This is a genomic window from Rhodococcus sp. P4_E4 (genome assembly GCF_056401575.1).
Genome location: NZ_JBFUJB010000019.1, coordinates 282,489 through 298,372, shown reverse-complemented (window position 1 = coordinate 298,372; position 15,884 = coordinate 282,489). Strand labels below are relative to the sequence as shown.

16 protein-coding genes are annotated in these 15,884 nt (G+C 62.5%); 6 read left to right on the top strand and 10 right to left on the bottom strand.

Annotated features, from left to right (window positions below):
- Window positions 1-143: 143 nt before the first annotated feature.
- Genes gap through tpiA form a run of 3 tightly spaced genes read left to right on the top strand, consistent with a single transcriptional unit; the run spans window position 144 to window position 3,175 of the window.
- On the top strand, window positions 144-1,163 hold the full coding sequence (gene gap, locus AC1DVN_RS21560) for a type I glyceraldehyde-3-phosphate dehydrogenase (protein ID WP_003944851.1): 1,020 nt from the start codon (window positions 144-146) through the stop codon (window positions 1,161-1,163).
- A gap of 17 nt (window positions 1,164-1,180) precedes the next feature.
- Window positions 1,181-2,392 (top strand): phosphoglycerate kinase, encoded by a 1,212-nt coding sequence (locus AC1DVN_RS21555; protein ID WP_019748389.1) that lies wholly within the window; start codon window positions 1,181-1,183, stop codon window positions 2,390-2,392.
- A 6-nt stretch (window positions 2,393-2,398) separates the two neighbouring features.
- The gene (gene tpiA, locus AC1DVN_RS21550; protein ID WP_477994210.1) at window positions 2,399-3,175 is read left to right on the top strand and encodes a triose-phosphate isomerase; all 777 of its coding nucleotides are present in this window, start codon (window positions 2,399-2,401) and stop codon (window positions 3,173-3,175) included.
- A 10-nt stretch (window positions 3,176-3,185) separates the two neighbouring features.
- On the opposite strand, the gene AC1DVN_RS21545 is transcribed toward tpiA, so the two are convergent.
- On the bottom strand, window positions 3,186-4,049 hold the full coding sequence (locus AC1DVN_RS21545) for a tyrosine-protein phosphatase (RefSeq protein ID WP_477994209.1): 864 nt from the start codon (window positions 4,047-4,049) through the stop codon (window positions 3,186-3,188).
- 177 nt (window positions 4,050-4,226) lie between these two features.
- Between AC1DVN_RS21545 and secG the strand changes: the two genes are divergently transcribed.
- From secG to AC1DVN_RS21530, 3 genes are all read left to right on the top strand, one after another.
- Window positions 4,227-4,460, top strand: a complete 234-nt coding sequence (secG, locus tag AC1DVN_RS21540) for a preprotein translocase subunit SecG (protein ID WP_003944946.1) — start codon at window positions 4,227-4,229, stop codon at window positions 4,458-4,460.
- Window positions 4,461-4,563: 103 nt separating this feature from the next.
- Window positions 4,564-7,338, top strand: a complete 2,775-nt coding sequence (gene ppc / locus AC1DVN_RS21535) for a phosphoenolpyruvate carboxylase (protein WP_477994208.1) — start codon at window positions 4,564-4,566, stop codon at window positions 7,336-7,338.
- A 104-nt stretch (window positions 7,339-7,442) separates the two neighbouring features.
- On the top strand, window positions 7,443-8,228 hold the full coding sequence (locus tag AC1DVN_RS21530) for an oxidoreductase (protein ID WP_477994207.1): 786 nt from the start codon (window positions 7,443-7,445) through the stop codon (window positions 8,226-8,228).
- Here AC1DVN_RS21530 and AC1DVN_RS21525 read toward each other — a convergent pair.
- From AC1DVN_RS21525 to tal, 9 genes are all read right to left on the bottom strand, one after another.
- Entirely contained in the window at window positions 8,215-8,727 is a 513-nt protein-coding gene (locus tag AC1DVN_RS21525) for a hypothetical protein (protein WP_258537312.1), read from the bottom strand. The genes AC1DVN_RS21530 and AC1DVN_RS21525 overlap by 14 nt on opposite strands.
- 122 nt (window positions 8,728-8,849) lie before the next feature.
- Window positions 8,850-9,170, bottom strand: coding sequence for a TfoX/Sxy family protein (locus AC1DVN_RS21520; protein ID WP_019748395.1), 321 nt, complete (start codon window positions 9,168-9,170; stop codon window positions 8,850-8,852).
- Between the two features lie 27 nt (window positions 9,171-9,197).
- Window positions 9,198-9,920 (bottom strand): AAA family ATPase, encoded by a 723-nt coding sequence (locus AC1DVN_RS21515; RefSeq protein ID WP_020969592.1) that lies wholly within the window; start codon window positions 9,918-9,920, stop codon window positions 9,198-9,200.
- 32 nt (window positions 9,921-9,952) lie between these two features.
- Window positions 9,953-10,297, bottom strand: coding sequence for an iron chaperone (locus tag AC1DVN_RS21510; protein WP_477994206.1), 345 nt, complete (start codon window positions 10,295-10,297; stop codon window positions 9,953-9,955).
- A gap of 26 nt (window positions 10,298-10,323) precedes the next feature.
- On the bottom strand, window positions 10,324-11,244 hold the full coding sequence (locus AC1DVN_RS21505; RefSeq protein WP_019748398.1) for an SDR family oxidoreductase: 921 nt from the start codon (window positions 11,242-11,244) through the stop codon (window positions 10,324-10,326).
- A gap of 326 nt (window positions 11,245-11,570) precedes the next feature.
- The gene (pgl, locus tag AC1DVN_RS21500) at window positions 11,571-12,308 is read right to left on the bottom strand and encodes a 6-phosphogluconolactonase (RefSeq protein ID WP_477994205.1); all 738 of its coding nucleotides are present in this window, start codon (window positions 12,306-12,308) and stop codon (window positions 11,571-11,573) included.
- Window positions 12,301-13,209, bottom strand: coding sequence for a glucose-6-phosphate dehydrogenase assembly protein OpcA (gene opcA / locus AC1DVN_RS21495; RefSeq protein ID WP_019748400.1), 909 nt, complete (start codon window positions 13,207-13,209; stop codon window positions 12,301-12,303). The genes pgl and opcA overlap by 8 nt, the downstream gene beginning before the upstream one ends.
- On the bottom strand, window positions 13,209-14,753 hold the full coding sequence (gene zwf / locus AC1DVN_RS21490; protein ID WP_020907722.1) for a glucose-6-phosphate dehydrogenase: 1,545 nt from the start codon (window positions 14,751-14,753) through the stop codon (window positions 13,209-13,211). The genes opcA and zwf overlap by 1 nt, the downstream gene beginning before the upstream one ends.
- Window positions 14,754-14,757: 4 nt before the next feature.
- Entirely contained in the window at window positions 14,758-15,882 is a 1,125-nt protein-coding gene (gene tal / locus AC1DVN_RS21485; protein WP_477846629.1) for a transaldolase, read from the bottom strand.
- Window positions 15,883-15,884: the final 2 nt, after the last annotated feature.

Below are 15,884 nucleotides of genomic sequence, written 5' to 3'. Positions count from 1 at the left end.
GGTGGGCTGCGCACGTTCGGGCCACGCGCATTAGGGTATGAGTCACATCGACCGATGAACCCCACGTCCGCGTCGTGCACACACGGATTCGGAGTATGCGTGGGTCAAGTTGCACACCAGAATCATGGTCAAAGGAGCGAATTGTGACTGTCCGGGTTGGCGTAAACGGTTTCGGCCGTATCGGACGTAACTTCTTCAGGGCGGTGGATGCGCAGAAGGCGCTCGGAACCACCGATATCGAGATCGTGGCAGTCAACGACCTGACTGACAACGCGACGCTCGCTCACCTGCTGAAGTACGACTCCATCCTCGGCCGTTTGCCGTACGACGTGTCGCTCGACGGTGACGACACGATCGTCGTCGGCGATCAGCGCATCAAGGCCCTCGCACACCGCGGCCCGTTGAACGAGCTTCCCTGGGGCGAGCTGGGCGTCGACGTCGTCGTCGAGTCCACCGGCATCTTCACCGACGCCGCAAAGGCCAAGGGACACCTCGAAGCCGGCGCCAAGAAGGTCATCATCTCGGCTCCGGCCAAGGGTGAAGACATCACCATCGTCATGGGCGTCAACGACGACAAGTACGACGGCAGCCAGAACATCATCTCCAACGCGTCGTGCACCACCAACTGCCTCGGCCCCATCGCCAAGGTTCTCGACGACGAGTTCGGCATCGTCAAGGGTCTGATGACCACGATCCACGCGTACACCCAGGATCAGAACCTGCAGGACGCTCCGCACGCAGACCTCCGTCGCGCCCGCGCAGCTGCCCTCAACATCGTTCCCACCGGCACCGGTGCAGCCAAGGCAATCGGCCTGGTTCTCCCGCAGCTGCTCGGCAAGCTCGACGGCTACGCACTGCGCGTGCCGATCCCCACGGGCTCGGTCACCGACCTCACCGCGAACCTGAAGAAGTCGGCTACCGCCGACGAGATCAACGCCGCGATGAAGGCCGCTGCCGAAGGACCCCTCAAGGGCATCCTGAAGTACACCGACGCACCGATCGTCTCCTCGGACATCGTCACCGACCCGCACTCGTCGATCTTCGACTCGGGTCTGACGAAGGTCATCGACGACCAGGTCAAGATCGTTTCCTGGTACGACAACGAGTGGGGCTACTCCAACCGCCTCGCCGACCTCATCGGCCTCGTCGCCAAGTCTCTCTGAGCGGAGTTTCGATAACAGTGGCAGTTCAGACGCTGAAGGATCTGCTGGACGCTGGGGTCGAGGGGCGCACCGTACTGGTGCGTTCCGACCTCAACGTCCCGTTGGATGGCGGAGAAATCACGGACCCGGGCCGCATCGTCGCGTCCGCTCCCACCCTGCGGGCACTTGCCGAGGGTGGAGCGAAGGTCATCGTGACCGCGCACCTCGGGCGCCCCGACGGTCAGCCCGATCCCAAGTTCTCCCTCGCACCGGTTGCCGCGAAGTTGGCCGAAATCCTCGGTCGCAACGTGCAACTCGCCGGTGACGTCGTGGGACAGGACGCGCTGGCTCGTTCCGAAGGACTCACCGATGGTGACGTCCTGATGCTCGAGAACATCCGTTTCGACCCTCGCGAGACCAGCAAGGACGAAGCCGAGCGGGTCAAGCTCGCCAAGGCTCTCGTCGAGCTGGTCGGTGACGACGGCGCATTCGTCTCCGACGGATTCGGTGTTGTTCACCGTAAGCAGGCGTCGGTCTTCGACGTCGCGAAGCTGCTCCCGCATTACGCCGGTTACCTGGTCGGCGCCGAGGTCGAGGTGCTCGCCAAGCTCACGCAGGACGCTGCGCGTCCGTACGCGGTGGTGCTCGGTGGCTCCAAGGTCTCGGACAAGCTGGCCGTCATCGAGGCACTGGCACCGAAGGTCGACACTCTGGTGATCGGCGGCGGAATGTTCTACACGTTCCTCGCGGCTCAGGGTGTCTCCGTGGGCAATTCGCTGTGCGAAGAGTCCATGATCGAGACCTGCAAGGGTCTCCTCGACCGGTACGCCGACGTCATCCACATCCCTCAGGATGTTGTCGTCGCGGACTCCTTCTCGGCCGATGCCGAGTCGAAGATCGTTCCGTTCGACAAGATTCCCGACGGTTGGATGGGGCTGGACATCGGACCGGAGTCGGTCAAGCGCTTTGCCGCGATCCTGACCGGAGCCAAGACGGTGTTCTGGAACGGCCCGATGGGCGTGTTCGAGTTCCCGAAGTTCGAGGCAGGCACCCGCGGTGTCGCCGAAGCGATCGTGGAGGCAACCGAGAAGGGCGCCTTCAGCGTCGTCGGCGGCGGCGACTCTGCAGCAGCCGTTCGTCAGCTCGGTATCCCGGATGAGGGCTTCTCGCACATTTCCACCGGTGGTGGCGCTTCCCTCGAGTACCTCGAGGGCAAAGAGCTGCCTGGCATCGCAGTACTGGAAGGCTGATCCGACATGGCACGTAAGCCGTTGATCGCCGGCAACTGGAAGATGAATCTGAACCACCTCGAGGCTATCGCCCTGGTGCAGAAGATCGCTTTCTCCTTGCCTGCGAAGTACTTCGACAAAGTGGACGTCACGGTCATCCCGCCGTTCACCGACATCCGTAGCGTCCAGACGCTGATCGAGGGCGACAAGCTCCTCCTCACGTACGGCGCGCAGGATGTCTCGGCTCAGGACTCGGGTGCGTTCACGGGCGAGATCAGCGGCTCCATGCTGGCCAAGCTCGGATGCACCTTCGTCGTGGTCGGCCACTCGGAGCGTCGCACCCTTCACGGTGAGACCAACGAGACCGTCCTCGCCAAGACCAAAGCCGCTCTCAAGAACGGCCTCACGCCGATCGTGTGCATCGGTGAAGGCCTCGAGATCCGCGAAGCGGGCGATCACGTTGCCTACAACGTCGACCAGCTCAAGGGTTCGTTGGCGGGCCTGAGCGCGGAGGAGATCTCCAAGATCGTCATCGCGTACGAACCTGTCTGGGCCATCGGTACCGGCCGTGTCGCTTCTGCCGCTGATGCACAGGAAGTGTGCGCTGCGGTACGAGCAACAGTTGCCGAACTTGCCGACGCCGAGGTCGCAGCCGGCGTTCGCGTTCTGTACGGCGGCAGCGTCAGCTCCAAGAACGTCGGAGAGATCGTCGGCCAGACCGACGTCGACGGCGCTCTGGTCGGCGGCGCGTCGCTCAAGGCTGACGAGTGTGACCGAGTAGGTCACACGCCCGCAGTTTTTTGATTCGCCGGATTCAGCTCACGAGTTTGGTTTCCAAAGCGCCGACGAGTTCGGGAGCAAGGTCCAACCCGGTGGTCAGATAGTTCTCGACGGTCCCGTAGTGGTGCTCCACCTGCTCGAAGGCAGCGCCCAGGTAACTTGCGTCGACGGACAGCAGCAACCGGATCACCTCGCCCTTGTCTGCATCTGTGGCGGCGGCGATCGTTGCGACCGTCGCATCGATGTACTCGGCCGAGTACGTATTCGTGAGCAGGTAGTCCGCCATGATCGTTTCGCGCGGTACCCCGGCGAGTGTCTGCAGTAGCGCTGCCGCCCAGCCTGTTCGGTCCTTGCCTGCCGTGCAGTGGAAGAGTTGCGGCCCGGCGGTAGTGGCCAGGGCGGCGAACAACTGCGAGAATCCGCTGCGAGTGACGGGGTCTGCGACAAAGCTGCGATTGATGTTCTGCATGAAAGCTGTTGCAGCGTCCGCTGTTCTGAGAGCCATCGCTTCGGCGTGGATGTTGCCGGACAGGATGGGAATGTGGGCGTACATCGCTGGCGCAGGCACGGTGTCGGGAGTTTCGTTCGCCTCGGTTTCGGAGCGCACGTCGTAGACGGCGGTCAGCCCCAGCGATTCCACGATTGCAAGATCCTCAGGCGAGGGCGTCAGCACGTTTGCGCGGTAGAAAACTCCGCGGCTCATCGCCTGTCCGCTGGTCGTGACGTACCCGGGGCCGGCCACGTCGCGGAAGTTGTGAATCGAAGCAAGACGTGGTGTGTCAGGCAAGGGTATGTCGGGCAGGGCAGTGTCGGGCAGGGCAGTGTCGGGCAGGGCAGTGTCGGGCAGGGCAGTGTCGGAAAGCATGGAGCCGGCCTTTCGGAGGTAGAGTCGCGTCAACTTGAAAAACTACTGAATCGGTATCTCGACAGTGTGATCGATGCCACTGACCAAGAGTCGTGCCTGGCCGGGTGCAAAGTCATGTGCGAGGCGGGTATGTGGTCAGGCTATCTGTGCGCGCCTGTATGGTGTTATCGGTTGTAGTTGTCCCTATTGGATTGGTGGACGTAGACAGACATGAAACTGTTCCTGGATATCCTGCTGGTCATCACCAGCTTGCTCCTCATCGCCTTGGTGCTCCTGCACCGCGGTAAGGGCGGCGGTTTGTCGAGTCTGTTCGGTGGCGGTGTCCAGTCCAGCCTGTCCGGATCGACTGTTGTCGAGAAGAACCTCGACCGGTTGACGGTCTTCACCGCGTTGATCTGGCTCATCTCGATCGTCGGCATCGGCCTGGAGATCAAGTTCGCCTGATTCTCGGCTCATGACTTGCAGCCGGTAGTTTTTCACACACGAATTTCAGACACGGAACCCCGCCTATCGAGCGGGGTTCTTTGTTTCGGTCGATAATTGAGTGATGACTGAAACCGCGTCGCATCGAGAAACACCGCGAGAGGCCACCGAGCCGCTGCGCGAAGACATCCGGCTTCTCGGCGGAATACTCGGACAAATAGTGCGAGAGCAAGCCGGCGACAATGTTTTCGATCTGGTCGAGCGAGCTCGTGTCGAGTCGTTCCGAGTCCGTCGGTCGGAGATCGACCGCGCCGAACTGGTGTCGCTGTTCGCCGAAATCAGTACGGACGACGCCATTCCCGTCATTCGTGCGTTCAGTCACTTCGCGCTGCTCGCCAACCTGGCCGAGGACATCCACCGCGAGCGTCGACGGGCCATCCACGTCAACGCGGGTGAACCGCCCCGCGACAGCACTCTCGCCGCCACGTACACCAAACTCGATGCAGCCGATATCGATTCGGCTACCGTCGAAGAAGCGCTGCGGGGCGCCCTGGTCTCACCCGTCATCACCGCTCACCCGACGGAGACTCGACGCCGCACGGTGTTCGAGACGCAGAGTCGGATCACCGAGTTGATGCGATACCGCGAGCGCACGGCGCTGAGCGTCGCAGAAACCGCTGATGTCGATCTGCAATTGCGCCGTCAGATTCTGACCCTGTGGCAGACGGCTCTGATCCGGCTCAGCCGCCTCCGTATCCAGGATGAAATCGAGGTAGGCCTGCGCTACTACGACGCGGCGTTGTTCGAGGTGATTCCGAAGATCAATGCCGAGGTCCGCAAAGCTCTGCGCACGCGTTGGCCGGACGCCGGGCTCCTGCCGGAACCGATCCTGAGGCCGGGTTCGTGGATTGGCGGTGACCGGGACGGCAATCCGTACGTGACCGGCGAAATCGTCCAGCGCGCCACGTCGCGCGCTGCGGCGACTGCTCTCGAGCATCATCTCGAGGAACTCGAACATCTCGAGCGTGAACTGTCGATGTCGGCGCGGCTGGTGTCCGTCACGCCCGAACTCGATCTGCTGGCGTCTACCTCTGGCGACGATTCTGCATTCCGGGCCGACGAGCCGTACCGTCGTGCGATTCGCGGTATCCGCGGGCGATTGAGCGCAACCGCACTGACGGTATTGGGGGAGTTGCCCGCACACGGTGCTGATGAAGGTCTCGAGGCGTACACCGACCCGGCACAACTGCAGCGGGATCTCGGAATCATCGACACCTCGTTGCGTCGTTTCGGCGACGAGACCATCGCTGACGATCGACTCGATCGGCTCCGAGAAGCGGTGGAGGTGTTCGGCTTTCACCTGTCCGGTCTGGACATGCGGCAGAACTCCGAGGTACACGAAAGCGTCGTCGCAGAACTTCTGGCGTGGGCCGGAGTTCACCCGGACTACACGTCCTTGCCGGAAGCCGATCGAATCGAATTGCTGTCGGCCGAGTTGACGACGCGGCGACCACTGACTTCGCCGGACGCCGAGTTCAGCGAATTGACCACCAAGGAACTGGCCATCATGGCGGCCGGCGCCAAGGCAGTGCGGGTTCTCGGAGCGGGCGCAGTACCCAACTACATCATCAGCATGTGTACCTCGGTCAGCGACATGCTCGAAGCTGCGGTGCTGCTCAAAGAGGTCGGGGTGCTCGATCCGGGCGTCGGTAGCGAACCCTCCTGCCCGATCGGCATCGTCCCGTTGTTCGAGACGATCGAGGATCTGCAGGGCGGCGCCGACACATTGCTGGCGACGCTCGACATCCCGATCTATCGTGCGATCGTCCGTTCGCGCGGTGACAGTCAGGAAGTGATGCTCGGGTACTCCGACTCGAACAAGGACGGCGGGTACTTGGCCGCCAACTGGGCGCTGTACCGTGCCGAACTCGACCTCGTCGATGCCGCGCGTAAGAGCGGAATCAGGTTGAGGCTCTTCCACGGCCGCGGCGGAACCGTCGGACGTGGCGGCGGACCGAGCTACGAAGCGATTCTCGCGCAGCCCCCCGGCGCAGTCGCTGGTTCTCTGCGAATCACCGAGCAGGGTGAGGTGATTGCGGCCAAGTACGCCGAACCGCGTCTGGCGCACCGCAACCTCGAAACACTCATCGCCGCGACTATCGAGTCGACGTTGCTCGACGTCGAAGGTCTTGGCAGCGACGCAGATGCGGCCTACGCGGTGTTGGACGAGTTGGCGGCACTCGCCCGCACCGCGTACAGCGAATTGGTGCACGACACACCAGGATTCGTGCAGTACTTCGAAGCGTCGACACCGGTCGCCGAGATCGGAGCACTCAATATCGGCTCTCGTCCGGCCTCTCGCAAGCAGACCAAGGCGATTTCCGATCTGCGTGCCATTCCTTGGGTGCTCTCGTGGAGTCAGTCTCGCGTGATGCTTCCGGGTTGGTACGGAACCGGCGCCGCGTTCGAAAGATGGATAGACGGAGACGACACTCGGCTTGCCACGTTGACGGGCCTGTACGAGAAGTGGCCGTTCTTCCGAACCGTGCTCTCGAACATGGCCATGGTGATGTCGAAGTCTGATCTCGGTTTGGCGGCCCGCTACGCGGACCTCGTGCCCGACGCCGAACTGCGCGATCGAGTCTTCGGAATGATCACCGACGAGCACGAACGCACAATTCGCATGTACAAGGCAATCACAGGCAACGAGAACCTCTTTGCCGACAACTCGGGCCTCGAGCGTTCGGTTCACAACCGGTTCCCGTACCTCGAACCTCTCAACCATCTACAGGTCGAGCTGATCCGTCGGTACCGTTCCGGCGACGAGAGCGATCAGGTGCGTCGGGGTATCCAGCTGACGATGAACGGCCTGGCCACTGCGCTTCGTAACAGTGGCTAGGTAACAGCGGCTGGTTCTGCAGGTTTACCAGGGTGTGCGTGCGGCGACTCTAGAGCTGTCGCACGCACACCCAACGCTGCGCACCGGACCGAACGGGGACCGCAGTGGATCTGCAATTGGACGGACGAACTGCCGTGGTTACCGGCGCGGGAAAAGGTATCGGGTTGGCGATCACTCGGGCCTTGGTGGCCGAGGGAGTCCACGTCGTCGCGGGCTCGCGGACGCTCTCGGCGGAACTCGAATCGCTGCAGTCCGGCGGCGCCGTCACCTTTGTCGGCGTCGACCTCGCGAGTGTCGAAGGATCTACCCGACTGCTCGAGGTTGCAGCAGCGAGGGGCGGCGTCGACATCTTGGTCAACAACGTCGGCGCCGTCACTCCGAGAACGAGCGGCTTCGCGGCTATCACGGACGAAGAGTGGGCGTCGTCGTTCAATCTGACGTTCTTGTCGGCTGTACGCACTGTTCGCGCTGCGCTGCCGGAGTTGATCCGCCGAGGTGGCGGGAGCATCGTGACGATCAGTTCGGTCAACGCATTCTTGCCTGACCCCACGGTGATCGACTACAGCGCCGCCAAAGCGGCGTTGACCAACTTCTCGAAGTCGTTGTCGAAAGAACTGGGCGGGAAGGGGATCCGCGTCAATACCGTCAGCCCTGGTCCGGTGCAGACGGAGTTGTGGCTCGGCAAGCACGGAGTGGCCTCGACGCTGGCGAAGGCGAATGGTTCAGCCGCCGACGATATCGTCGAGAGTGCGGCCGCCGGCGCCGAGACGGGCCGCTTCACCTTTCCCGAAGAGGTGGCGGACCTGGTGTTGTTCCTCGCCAGCGATCGCGCGGGGAACGTGACGGGCGCGGATTTCGTGATCGACGGCGGTCTGATCAAGACCTTGTGATCATTGCTGCCTGAAACCTGATCATGTGCGCGACGGACGACGACATGATGCACAGGATCACTGCGGACGCGATGACCACCCACAGTCCCCACCCGATGGACGGTCCGGCGGTGTGCCCTGCGACCTCAGTACTACGTCGCACAATGGACGCGGCGTTTCCGACGGCAACGATCAAGACGGCGATTCCCACCAGCGGTCCCGTGCAGTGATTCTTCATCTCGGGCGTGACGTCCCGAACCATGAGGGTGATCAGCGCGGTTACCGCGCCCAGAGCGAGGACGAGTGTGATCACTCCGCATTCGTCGATACCACTGTGGTCGAGGGCGGAGGACGACGTCCACGGGCCGAGGCTTCCGGCGACGATCCCGGCGCACGCCCACAGCGATCCGATGAGGCTAGGTCCGAAACGGTCGGGCATGAGGGAGGGAATCGTGCGGGTCGACGGCGGCTGAAACCCGAAGGCGCGTTGGTGATCCGGCTGATTGGGTGTGAACGTCACGCGACGGACCACCTTTCCTCCGCGCCGTCGTGGCGCCCAATCCAATGCTTTTTTCGGAGTCTAGGGCCGCCCACTTCACTTTTTGCCGAATCGAGCGAAATTGATCGAACCGGCAGTACCAGTCAGTGCACGAAGTCCAGAGCTTCCTTGATCCACGCATTGAACTCGACGTTCGAACTCGTCCCGGTTCGGTCGACGACGATCCATCCCTTGCTCATCGGCTTACCCCGCATCTCGGGCCAACTTGCACCCTTGTGCGTCAGGAGTTCGTCAACTCGATCGGGGTCACACCGAACCATGATGTTGCCGTGTGAATTCGCACTGGCGGCCAGCTTCCCGTTCACCATGAAGCTCAGCCCACCGAACATCTTTACTTCTTCGACGTCGCTCTCGCCCGAGAGCGCATCGCGGATACGCTCAGCCAGCGCCTTGTCGTATGCCATGGAGGCCTCCTGGGGTGGAGTTCCAGGTTAGATCAGGTGGCGCAGGTACGTCTGCGGGTCGTGAAGGAACCGCTGCCAGTTCGAGACCAGATCGAGGTCCTCCCAGCTCGCGGCTCGGATTCCCCATTCGCCGATCTCGAGCAGATTGGCGTTCGGCAGTGCCGCGATGATCGGCGAGTGCGTCGCGATCACTGCTTGCGCGCCGGATTCCACCAGCTCACCGAGCAGCGCGACCAGCGTCAAGGTCCCTTGGAAGGAGAGTGCGGCATCGGGTTCGTCGATGAGATAGAAGCCGCCGTCGGAGGTCCTCGACGACAAGATCTCGAGCAGCGCCTCACCGTGGGAGAGGTGATGGTAAAGCGGTTCAGGTCGCGTGGGATTGGGGTTGTCCTCCAAATACGTGTACAACCCGTGCAAGGTTTCGTCTCGGAGGTAGTACGCCCACTTCGACGCGCCGGGGCTCCGCTCGACCACAAGGTCGAGGCCGCTCGGTTCACTCGATCTGGTCTGATGTCGCGTATTGGTAGACCCGCCTTCGGCATTGAGACCGAGAACGGCGGCAAGAATTTCGATGACGGTCGACTTCCCCGCTCCGTTTTCGCCGACCAGAATGGTGACACCCGGTGGAAGTTCAAGACCGTCCCGAACGATCTGCGCAACCGCGGGCACCGTCATCGGCCAGCTGCCTACGTCAGCGCCCGACGATGTCCCGGCCTTGATGCGTCGGATGGGTTGTCTCTGCACGGCCATACGCTCTCACAAGGCTCCGACGGGAACTGAGGTTAGTGGCGCTGCGCGAGCAATTCGACGATTCGAGCCACGAGATCGAGGGGGATCGGTTTGTTCAGCGGGAACTTCACGGTTGATTTCGCAGCCCGGTACGGGTCGACGGACTTCTCGAACTCTGCGTCACCTGCCGGGAGTGGGTACATCGAGATGTGGTGTTTCCAGCCTGCGAAGTGAACCAGGTTCTTCCCATTCGCCGTCATGGTCGGCATCTGATAGCTGATGGTTTCATCGAGGCCGGGCACAGTGCTGTGGATCGTCTCGCGGGTGCTACCGAGGGATCGCTGCACGTCGGTGGGAAACGACGCGATGTATTCGTCGATCGTCGCGAATTCGGCCATGAAACGGATCTTAATCACTGTCGGATTCAGTTGGCTCGCCAAAAATCGGGGCGGCTGCCGTCGGTGTCGGTGAACCCGTATTCCGTTCCGAGTTCGCCTGAACTGACCGATCGCTGATTCCATCGCTTCCGATTCGAATCGGCGGCGAGGGCGGCGATCGCACGTCCTGTGAATCTTGGTGACTCGGAGCGGGCAAAATCCGGAGGTGCAGTCGGCCCATCCCGCTCCGGCGACAAAGCGTCACGCCAATTCGATTCGCCGACACCAAAATTGTCGAGCATCATCTCCGATCGCAGGAACCCCGGAGTGATGGCGACGGCAGTACAGCCGAACGGGGCAAGTTCGTGGCCTTGCGAAAATGCAAGCCTGTTCACGGACACCTTCGCCAGGTCGTAGAACACCGAGATGCGATAGTTCGATGCGTTGTATTCGGTAGTGCCGTCGGTTATTTCGGCGACCAGTCCGCCTGGCCGATCGATCATCAGCGGCAGGAGGTGGTGCGACGTGGTGATGTGGGTGTCGATCGCCAGGCGCAGAATGTGAAACCCCTTGTCCAGATCGTGTTCCCATACCGGCGTGTTCCACTCCGCCGGCCCACCCTTGAGTAGTTCCGCGCCCCAGATGTCATTGACCAAGATGTCGACATGTTGATAGTCGGCGCGCAAGCGTTCGGCGAGATCAGCCACTTGTTTGCTCTTGAGATGATCGACGGCAATCGGCACGCCGACGCCCCCCAGTTCGGTGACAAGCTCTGCCGTCTCCTCGATGGTTTCGCCGCGCGGATAGTCCGACTGAAGTATTCCGGCAGATGTGCTCCGGCCAGTGCAGATGACGGTTGCACCGGCCTCACCCAGGGCTGCGGCGATTCCGCGTCCGGCGCCCCTCGTCGCCCCGGCAACAACAGCCACTCGCCCGCGAAGTGCATCCGGATTCGGTGTCCACGACATTGTTCGATTGTTCTCGCCTGGATTGATTCGTTCAAGAGTGAAAGCGATCTACGGAACCGAACCCTACTTCGCGGCGTCCAAGGTAGTAATCGCTCGAAAGAACGAGACAGGGGGAGAGATGAATCGTTGTGCAGGGCAGAGTGCCCGTTGGAGACAAGGGATCTCGGGATTGAGTTCCGTTCCGTCAAAAGGAAATTCGCATCGGATCCGGACTCGGCGGGTAGTCATGACTCGCCACTGTGAAAATGTCCTCGATGTACCACCGGGCCGGGAATCGCCTGAAGACGATTCCCGGCCCGGTGTGAAATCAGATCCGTGAAATCAGATCAGAGCTGCGAGGCAGCGTCCGTATCGAGGAACCAACGCGTCGCCACCAAACCGGTGGCGCCGGCGGACGGCCAGTCCTCGGACGAAGCACCTCCGACGGCTTCGGCAACGGCCTCGGCCTTTGCAGCACCCGAGACGAGCAGCCAGACCTCTTTGGCACGCCGAACAGCAGGCAGCGTCAGGGTGATCCGTACCGGTGGCGGCTTGGGGGAGTCCGTCACCGCGACAACGAAACGAGCTTCTTCGCGAACGGCGTCGGTATGCGGGAACAACGAGTTGACGTGTCCTTCTCCACCCATACCGAGCAGGTGCACGTCGAACGTCGGAACCTGATTGCCGTGTGCCTGAGCGCCCAGCAGTTGTTCGTACGCCGTCGCCGCCCCGTGCGGATCACCGTCGTAGATACCGTCGGAGGCGGCCATCGCATGCACCCTGTCGGGATCGACCGGCACGTGATCGAGAAGCGCCTCACGAGCCTGGACTTCGTTCCGCTCGGGATCGCCGGACGGCAGGAACCGCTCGTCGCCCCAGTACAGATCGATCTGCGACCAGTCGATGTCGCCGGGAGCGTCACGCAACTTCTCGAGAAGTGCGATCCCGGTTCCGCCACCCGTCAGAACGATGGATGCGAACCCGCGAGCCCTCTGGGCATCAACGATCGTCGTGACCAGGCGTGCGGCAGCGGCATCGACCAGTTGGCCGGCGTCGGAAAACTTCTCTACGACAGCATCACTCATAGGTCACCTTCTCCAATCCAGCCAGCGCTTCTTCGTAGATCTCGTCCGGATCGAGCCGACGCAATTCCTCGGCGAGGCAATCGCGCGTCTCTCGACGACCGAGCGAGACCAGCGAGTCGGGCTGACCGGTGCGGATCAGGGTTGCGGTCGTACCCTCCTGTGGGCGGCTGATGGAGATGCTGCGAGTCTCCAGCTTCAGCTCGACGGTGAGCTCACCCGTACGTCGGATGACCGGACCGTCGATCTTGGCAGCCAACCAACCGGCGAGAATATCCAGTGCCGGTTCGGTTTTGAGACCGGAGACCACCGCTGAGGTGATCTTCTCGTGCGGCGGCTGATCGAGAGCCGACGCGAGCAGTGCGCGCCAGTAGGTGACGCGACTCCAGGCGAGATCGGTGTCACCGGCGGTGTACGACGCGAGTCGTCCCTTGATGGTGGCAGTCGGATCCGGGGCACCGGTGGCGTCGGTGATACGACGGATCGCAAGCTTTCCGACGGGGTCCTTCGCCGGAATCTCAGGTGCCTCGAGGGGCCACCACGCGACTACCGGTGTGTCGGGGAGCAGGAACGGGATGACGACGCTGCTCTCGTGGTCCGCCAGGGGACCGTAGAGGCGCAGCACCACGACCTCAGAGGCGCCGGCATCCCCACCGACGCGGATCTGAGCATCGAGCCGAGGCTCGCTCTGCTCGTCGCCACGCAGAAGCACGATGACGCGGCAGGGGTGCTCGCGGCTTGCTTCGTTGGCGGCCTCGATTGCGGCCTCGGCGTTCCCGGTGTCCCTGGTGCAGACGACAAGCGTGAGCACACGTCCCAAGGTGACAGCGCCGCCGGTCTTACGTACCTCGACCAGTTTCTTGCTGACCTGGACCGTGGTGGTGGAGGGCAAATCGAGAATCACTAGGGTCGCCTCCATTCGCGTCCGGTGCGTTGCATCATTTCGTCCGCAGACGGTGGTCCCCACGTTCCAGCCTCGTAGGGTTCCGGCTTGCCGCCGGCTGCCCAGTGTTCGAGGACGGGATCGAGGATTTCCCAAGACAATTCGACTTCGGCATTGACGGGGAAGAGAGACGGCTCGCCGAGCAACACGTCGAGGATGAGTCGCTCGTACGCCTCCGGTGACGACTCGGTGAAAGCCTGACCGTACGAGAAGTCCATGTTGACGTCACGGACTTCCATGCTCGATCCGGGAACCTTCGAGCCGAACCGCATGGTGACGCCCTCGTCAGGCTGCACGCGGATCACGAGTGCGTTCTGGCCGAGATCTTCGGTCATGGTCTTGTCGAACGGCAGGTGTGGTGCGCGCTTGAAGACCACTGCGATCTCGGTGACGCGGCGGCCGAGACGCTTGCCCGTGCGCAGGTAGAACGGCACGCCCGCCCAGCGACGGGTGTCGACCTCGAGGGTGATGGCGGCAAAGGTCTCCGTTGTGGAGTCCGCTGCGAAGCCCTCTTCTTCGAGGAGTCCGACTACCGGCAACCCGCCCTGCCAACCACCTTCGTATTGTCCGCGGGCAGTGGTCTCGTCGAGTGGTTCGGCCAGACGCGTTGCCGAAAGAACCTTGATCTTCTCCGCCTGCAGATTGAGCGGTTCGAAGCTGATGGGTTCTTCCATCGCCGTGAACGCGAGCAATTGGAGCAGGTGGTTCTGGATCACGTCACGGGCCGCGCCGATGCCGTCGTAGTACCCGGCACGGCCACCGAGGCCGATGTCCTCGGCCATCGTGATCTGGACGTGGTCGACGTAGTGCGCGTTCCAGATCGGATCGAACAACTGGTTCGCGAAGCGCAGAGCCAGGATGTTCTGGACCGTTTCCTTGCCGAGATAGTGGTCGATACGGAAGACCGTGTCCTCGGGGAACACCTTGTTGACGACGGCGTTCAGTTCGCGAGCGCTCTCGAGGTCGTGACCGAACGGCTTCTCGATGACAACTCGTCGCCACTGACCGTCCTCGGCCTGCGCGAGGCCCGACGCCGACAGTTGCTCGAGCACCTGAGGAAACGCGTTGGGCGGAATCGCAAGGTAGAACCCGTGATTGCCGCCGATACCACGTTCGTTGTCGAGGGTGGCCAACGTCTCGGACAGGTTCTGGAAGGCCTCGGCCTCGTCGAAACTGCCCTCCACGAACCGGATACCTTCGGCGAGCCTCTCCCAGACGTCCTGACGGAACTTCGTGCGAGCACCGTCCTTGACTGCTTCGAGGACGACGTTCGCGAAGTCCTCGTCCGTCCATTCACGCCGGGCGAACCCGACCAGAGCGAATCCGGGCGGCAACAGTCCACGGTTGGCGAGGTCGTAGATGGCTGGCATGAGCTTGCGCCTGGCGAGGTCGCCGGTAACACCGAAGATCACCAGGGCGCAGGGCCCCGCAATGTGCGGAAGCCGTTTGTCGGTGCTGTCCCGAAGGGGATTCACCCAATCTGATGCCGCCGCGGAATCGCTCACAGGCTCAGCTCTTCTGGGTTGCTGTGCGAAGCTGCTCGGCAGTTGCGTCGAGCAACTCGTTCCAGGACACCTCGAACTTGTCGACGCCCTCGGTCTCGAGGACCTTGAACACGTCCGCAAGATCGATGCCGACAGCTGCGAGCTGATCGAAGACGACCTGCGAGTCCTGAGCGGTGCCCGAAATCGTGTCGCCCGTGATCTCACCATGGTCGGCGAGAGCGTCGAGCGTCTTCTCCGGCATGGTGTTGACCGTGTTGGGCGCAACCAGCTCGGTGACGTAGAGCGTGTCCGGGTAATCCGGGTTCTTCACGCCGGTCGACGCCCACAGCGGGCGCTGAGCCTTGGCGCCATCGGCCAGGAGAGCCTGGAAGCGCGGCTGCACCTCGAAGATCTGCTGGTACGCGTTGTACGCCAGACGAGCGTTTGCGAGTGCAGCCTTGCCACGAAGCTCGAGAGCTTCCGGCGTGCCGATCGCCGTGAGGCGGTTGTCGATCTCGGAATCCACACGGGAGACGAAGAACGAGGCGACCGACTCGATGGACGAGATGTCGCGGCCGGCAGCCTTGGCGGTGTCCAGACCGTCGAGGTACGCGCCCATGACAGCTTCGTAGCGCTCGACCGAGAAGATCAAAGTGACGTTGACGCTGATGCCTTCACCGATCACCTTGGCGATGGCGGGGATACCGGCCAGCGTCGCGGGGATCTTGATGAGGACATTCGGGCGGTCGACGATCTTGTGCAGCTCGATCGCCTGCGCGACAGTCGCGTCGGTGTCGTGCGCCAGACGAGGATCGACCTCGATGGACACGCGGCCGTCGACGCCGTTCGAGGCCTCGAACTGCGGGGCCAGGATGTCGCACGCAGCGCGCACGTCGTCGGTGGTGACGGCCGTGATGGTGGCGTCGACATCAGCGCCGCGCTCGGCCAACTCGCGAACCTGAGCGTCGTAGTCCGAGCCCTTGGACAGTGCCGCCTGGAAGATCGACGGGTTGGTCGTGACACCCACGATCGACTTCGTGTCGATGAGGTTCTGCAGGTTGCCGGACTGGATGCGATCTCGCGAGAGGTCGTCGAGCCAGATGGAAACGCCTGCAGCGGAGAGCTTTTCGGTATTCACGTTCTGTGTCATCG

What these genes read in the sequence shown, in the direction of transcription:
- pgl (WP_477994205.1), bottom strand. Translation starts at nt 12,308, where the DNA reads ATGAGTGATGCTGTCGTAGAGAAGTTTTCCGACGCCGGCCAACTGGTC.
- AC1DVN_RS21515 (WP_020969592.1), bottom strand. Translation starts at nt 9,920, where the DNA reads ATGGCCGTGCAGAGACAACCCATCCGACGCATCAAGGCCGGGACATCG.
- tpiA (WP_477994210.1), top strand. Translation starts at nt 2,399, where the DNA reads ATGGCACGTAAGCCGTTGATCGCCGGCAACTGGAAGATGAATCTGAAC.
- AC1DVN_RS21520 (WP_019748395.1), bottom strand. Translation starts at nt 9,170, where the DNA reads ATGGCATACGACAAGGCGCTGGCTGAGCGTATCCGCGATGCGCTCTCG.
- ppc (WP_477994208.1), top strand. Translation starts at nt 4,564, where the DNA reads ATGACTGAAACCGCGTCGCATCGAGAAACACCGCGAGAGGCCACCGAG.
- tal (WP_477846629.1), bottom strand. Translation starts at nt 15,882, where the DNA reads ATGACACAGAACGTGAATACCGAAAAGCTCTCCGCTGCAGGCGTTTCC.
- secG (WP_003944946.1), top strand. Translation starts at nt 4,227, where the DNA reads ATGAAACTGTTCCTGGATATCCTGCTGGTCATCACCAGCTTGCTCCTC.
- AC1DVN_RS21505 (WP_019748398.1), bottom strand. Translation starts at nt 11,244, where the DNA reads ATGTCGTGGACACCGAATCCGGATGCACTTCGCGGGCGAGTGGCTGTT.
- AC1DVN_RS21510 (WP_477994206.1), bottom strand. Translation starts at nt 10,297, where the DNA reads ATGGCCGAATTCGCGACGATCGACGAATACATCGCGTCGTTTCCCACC.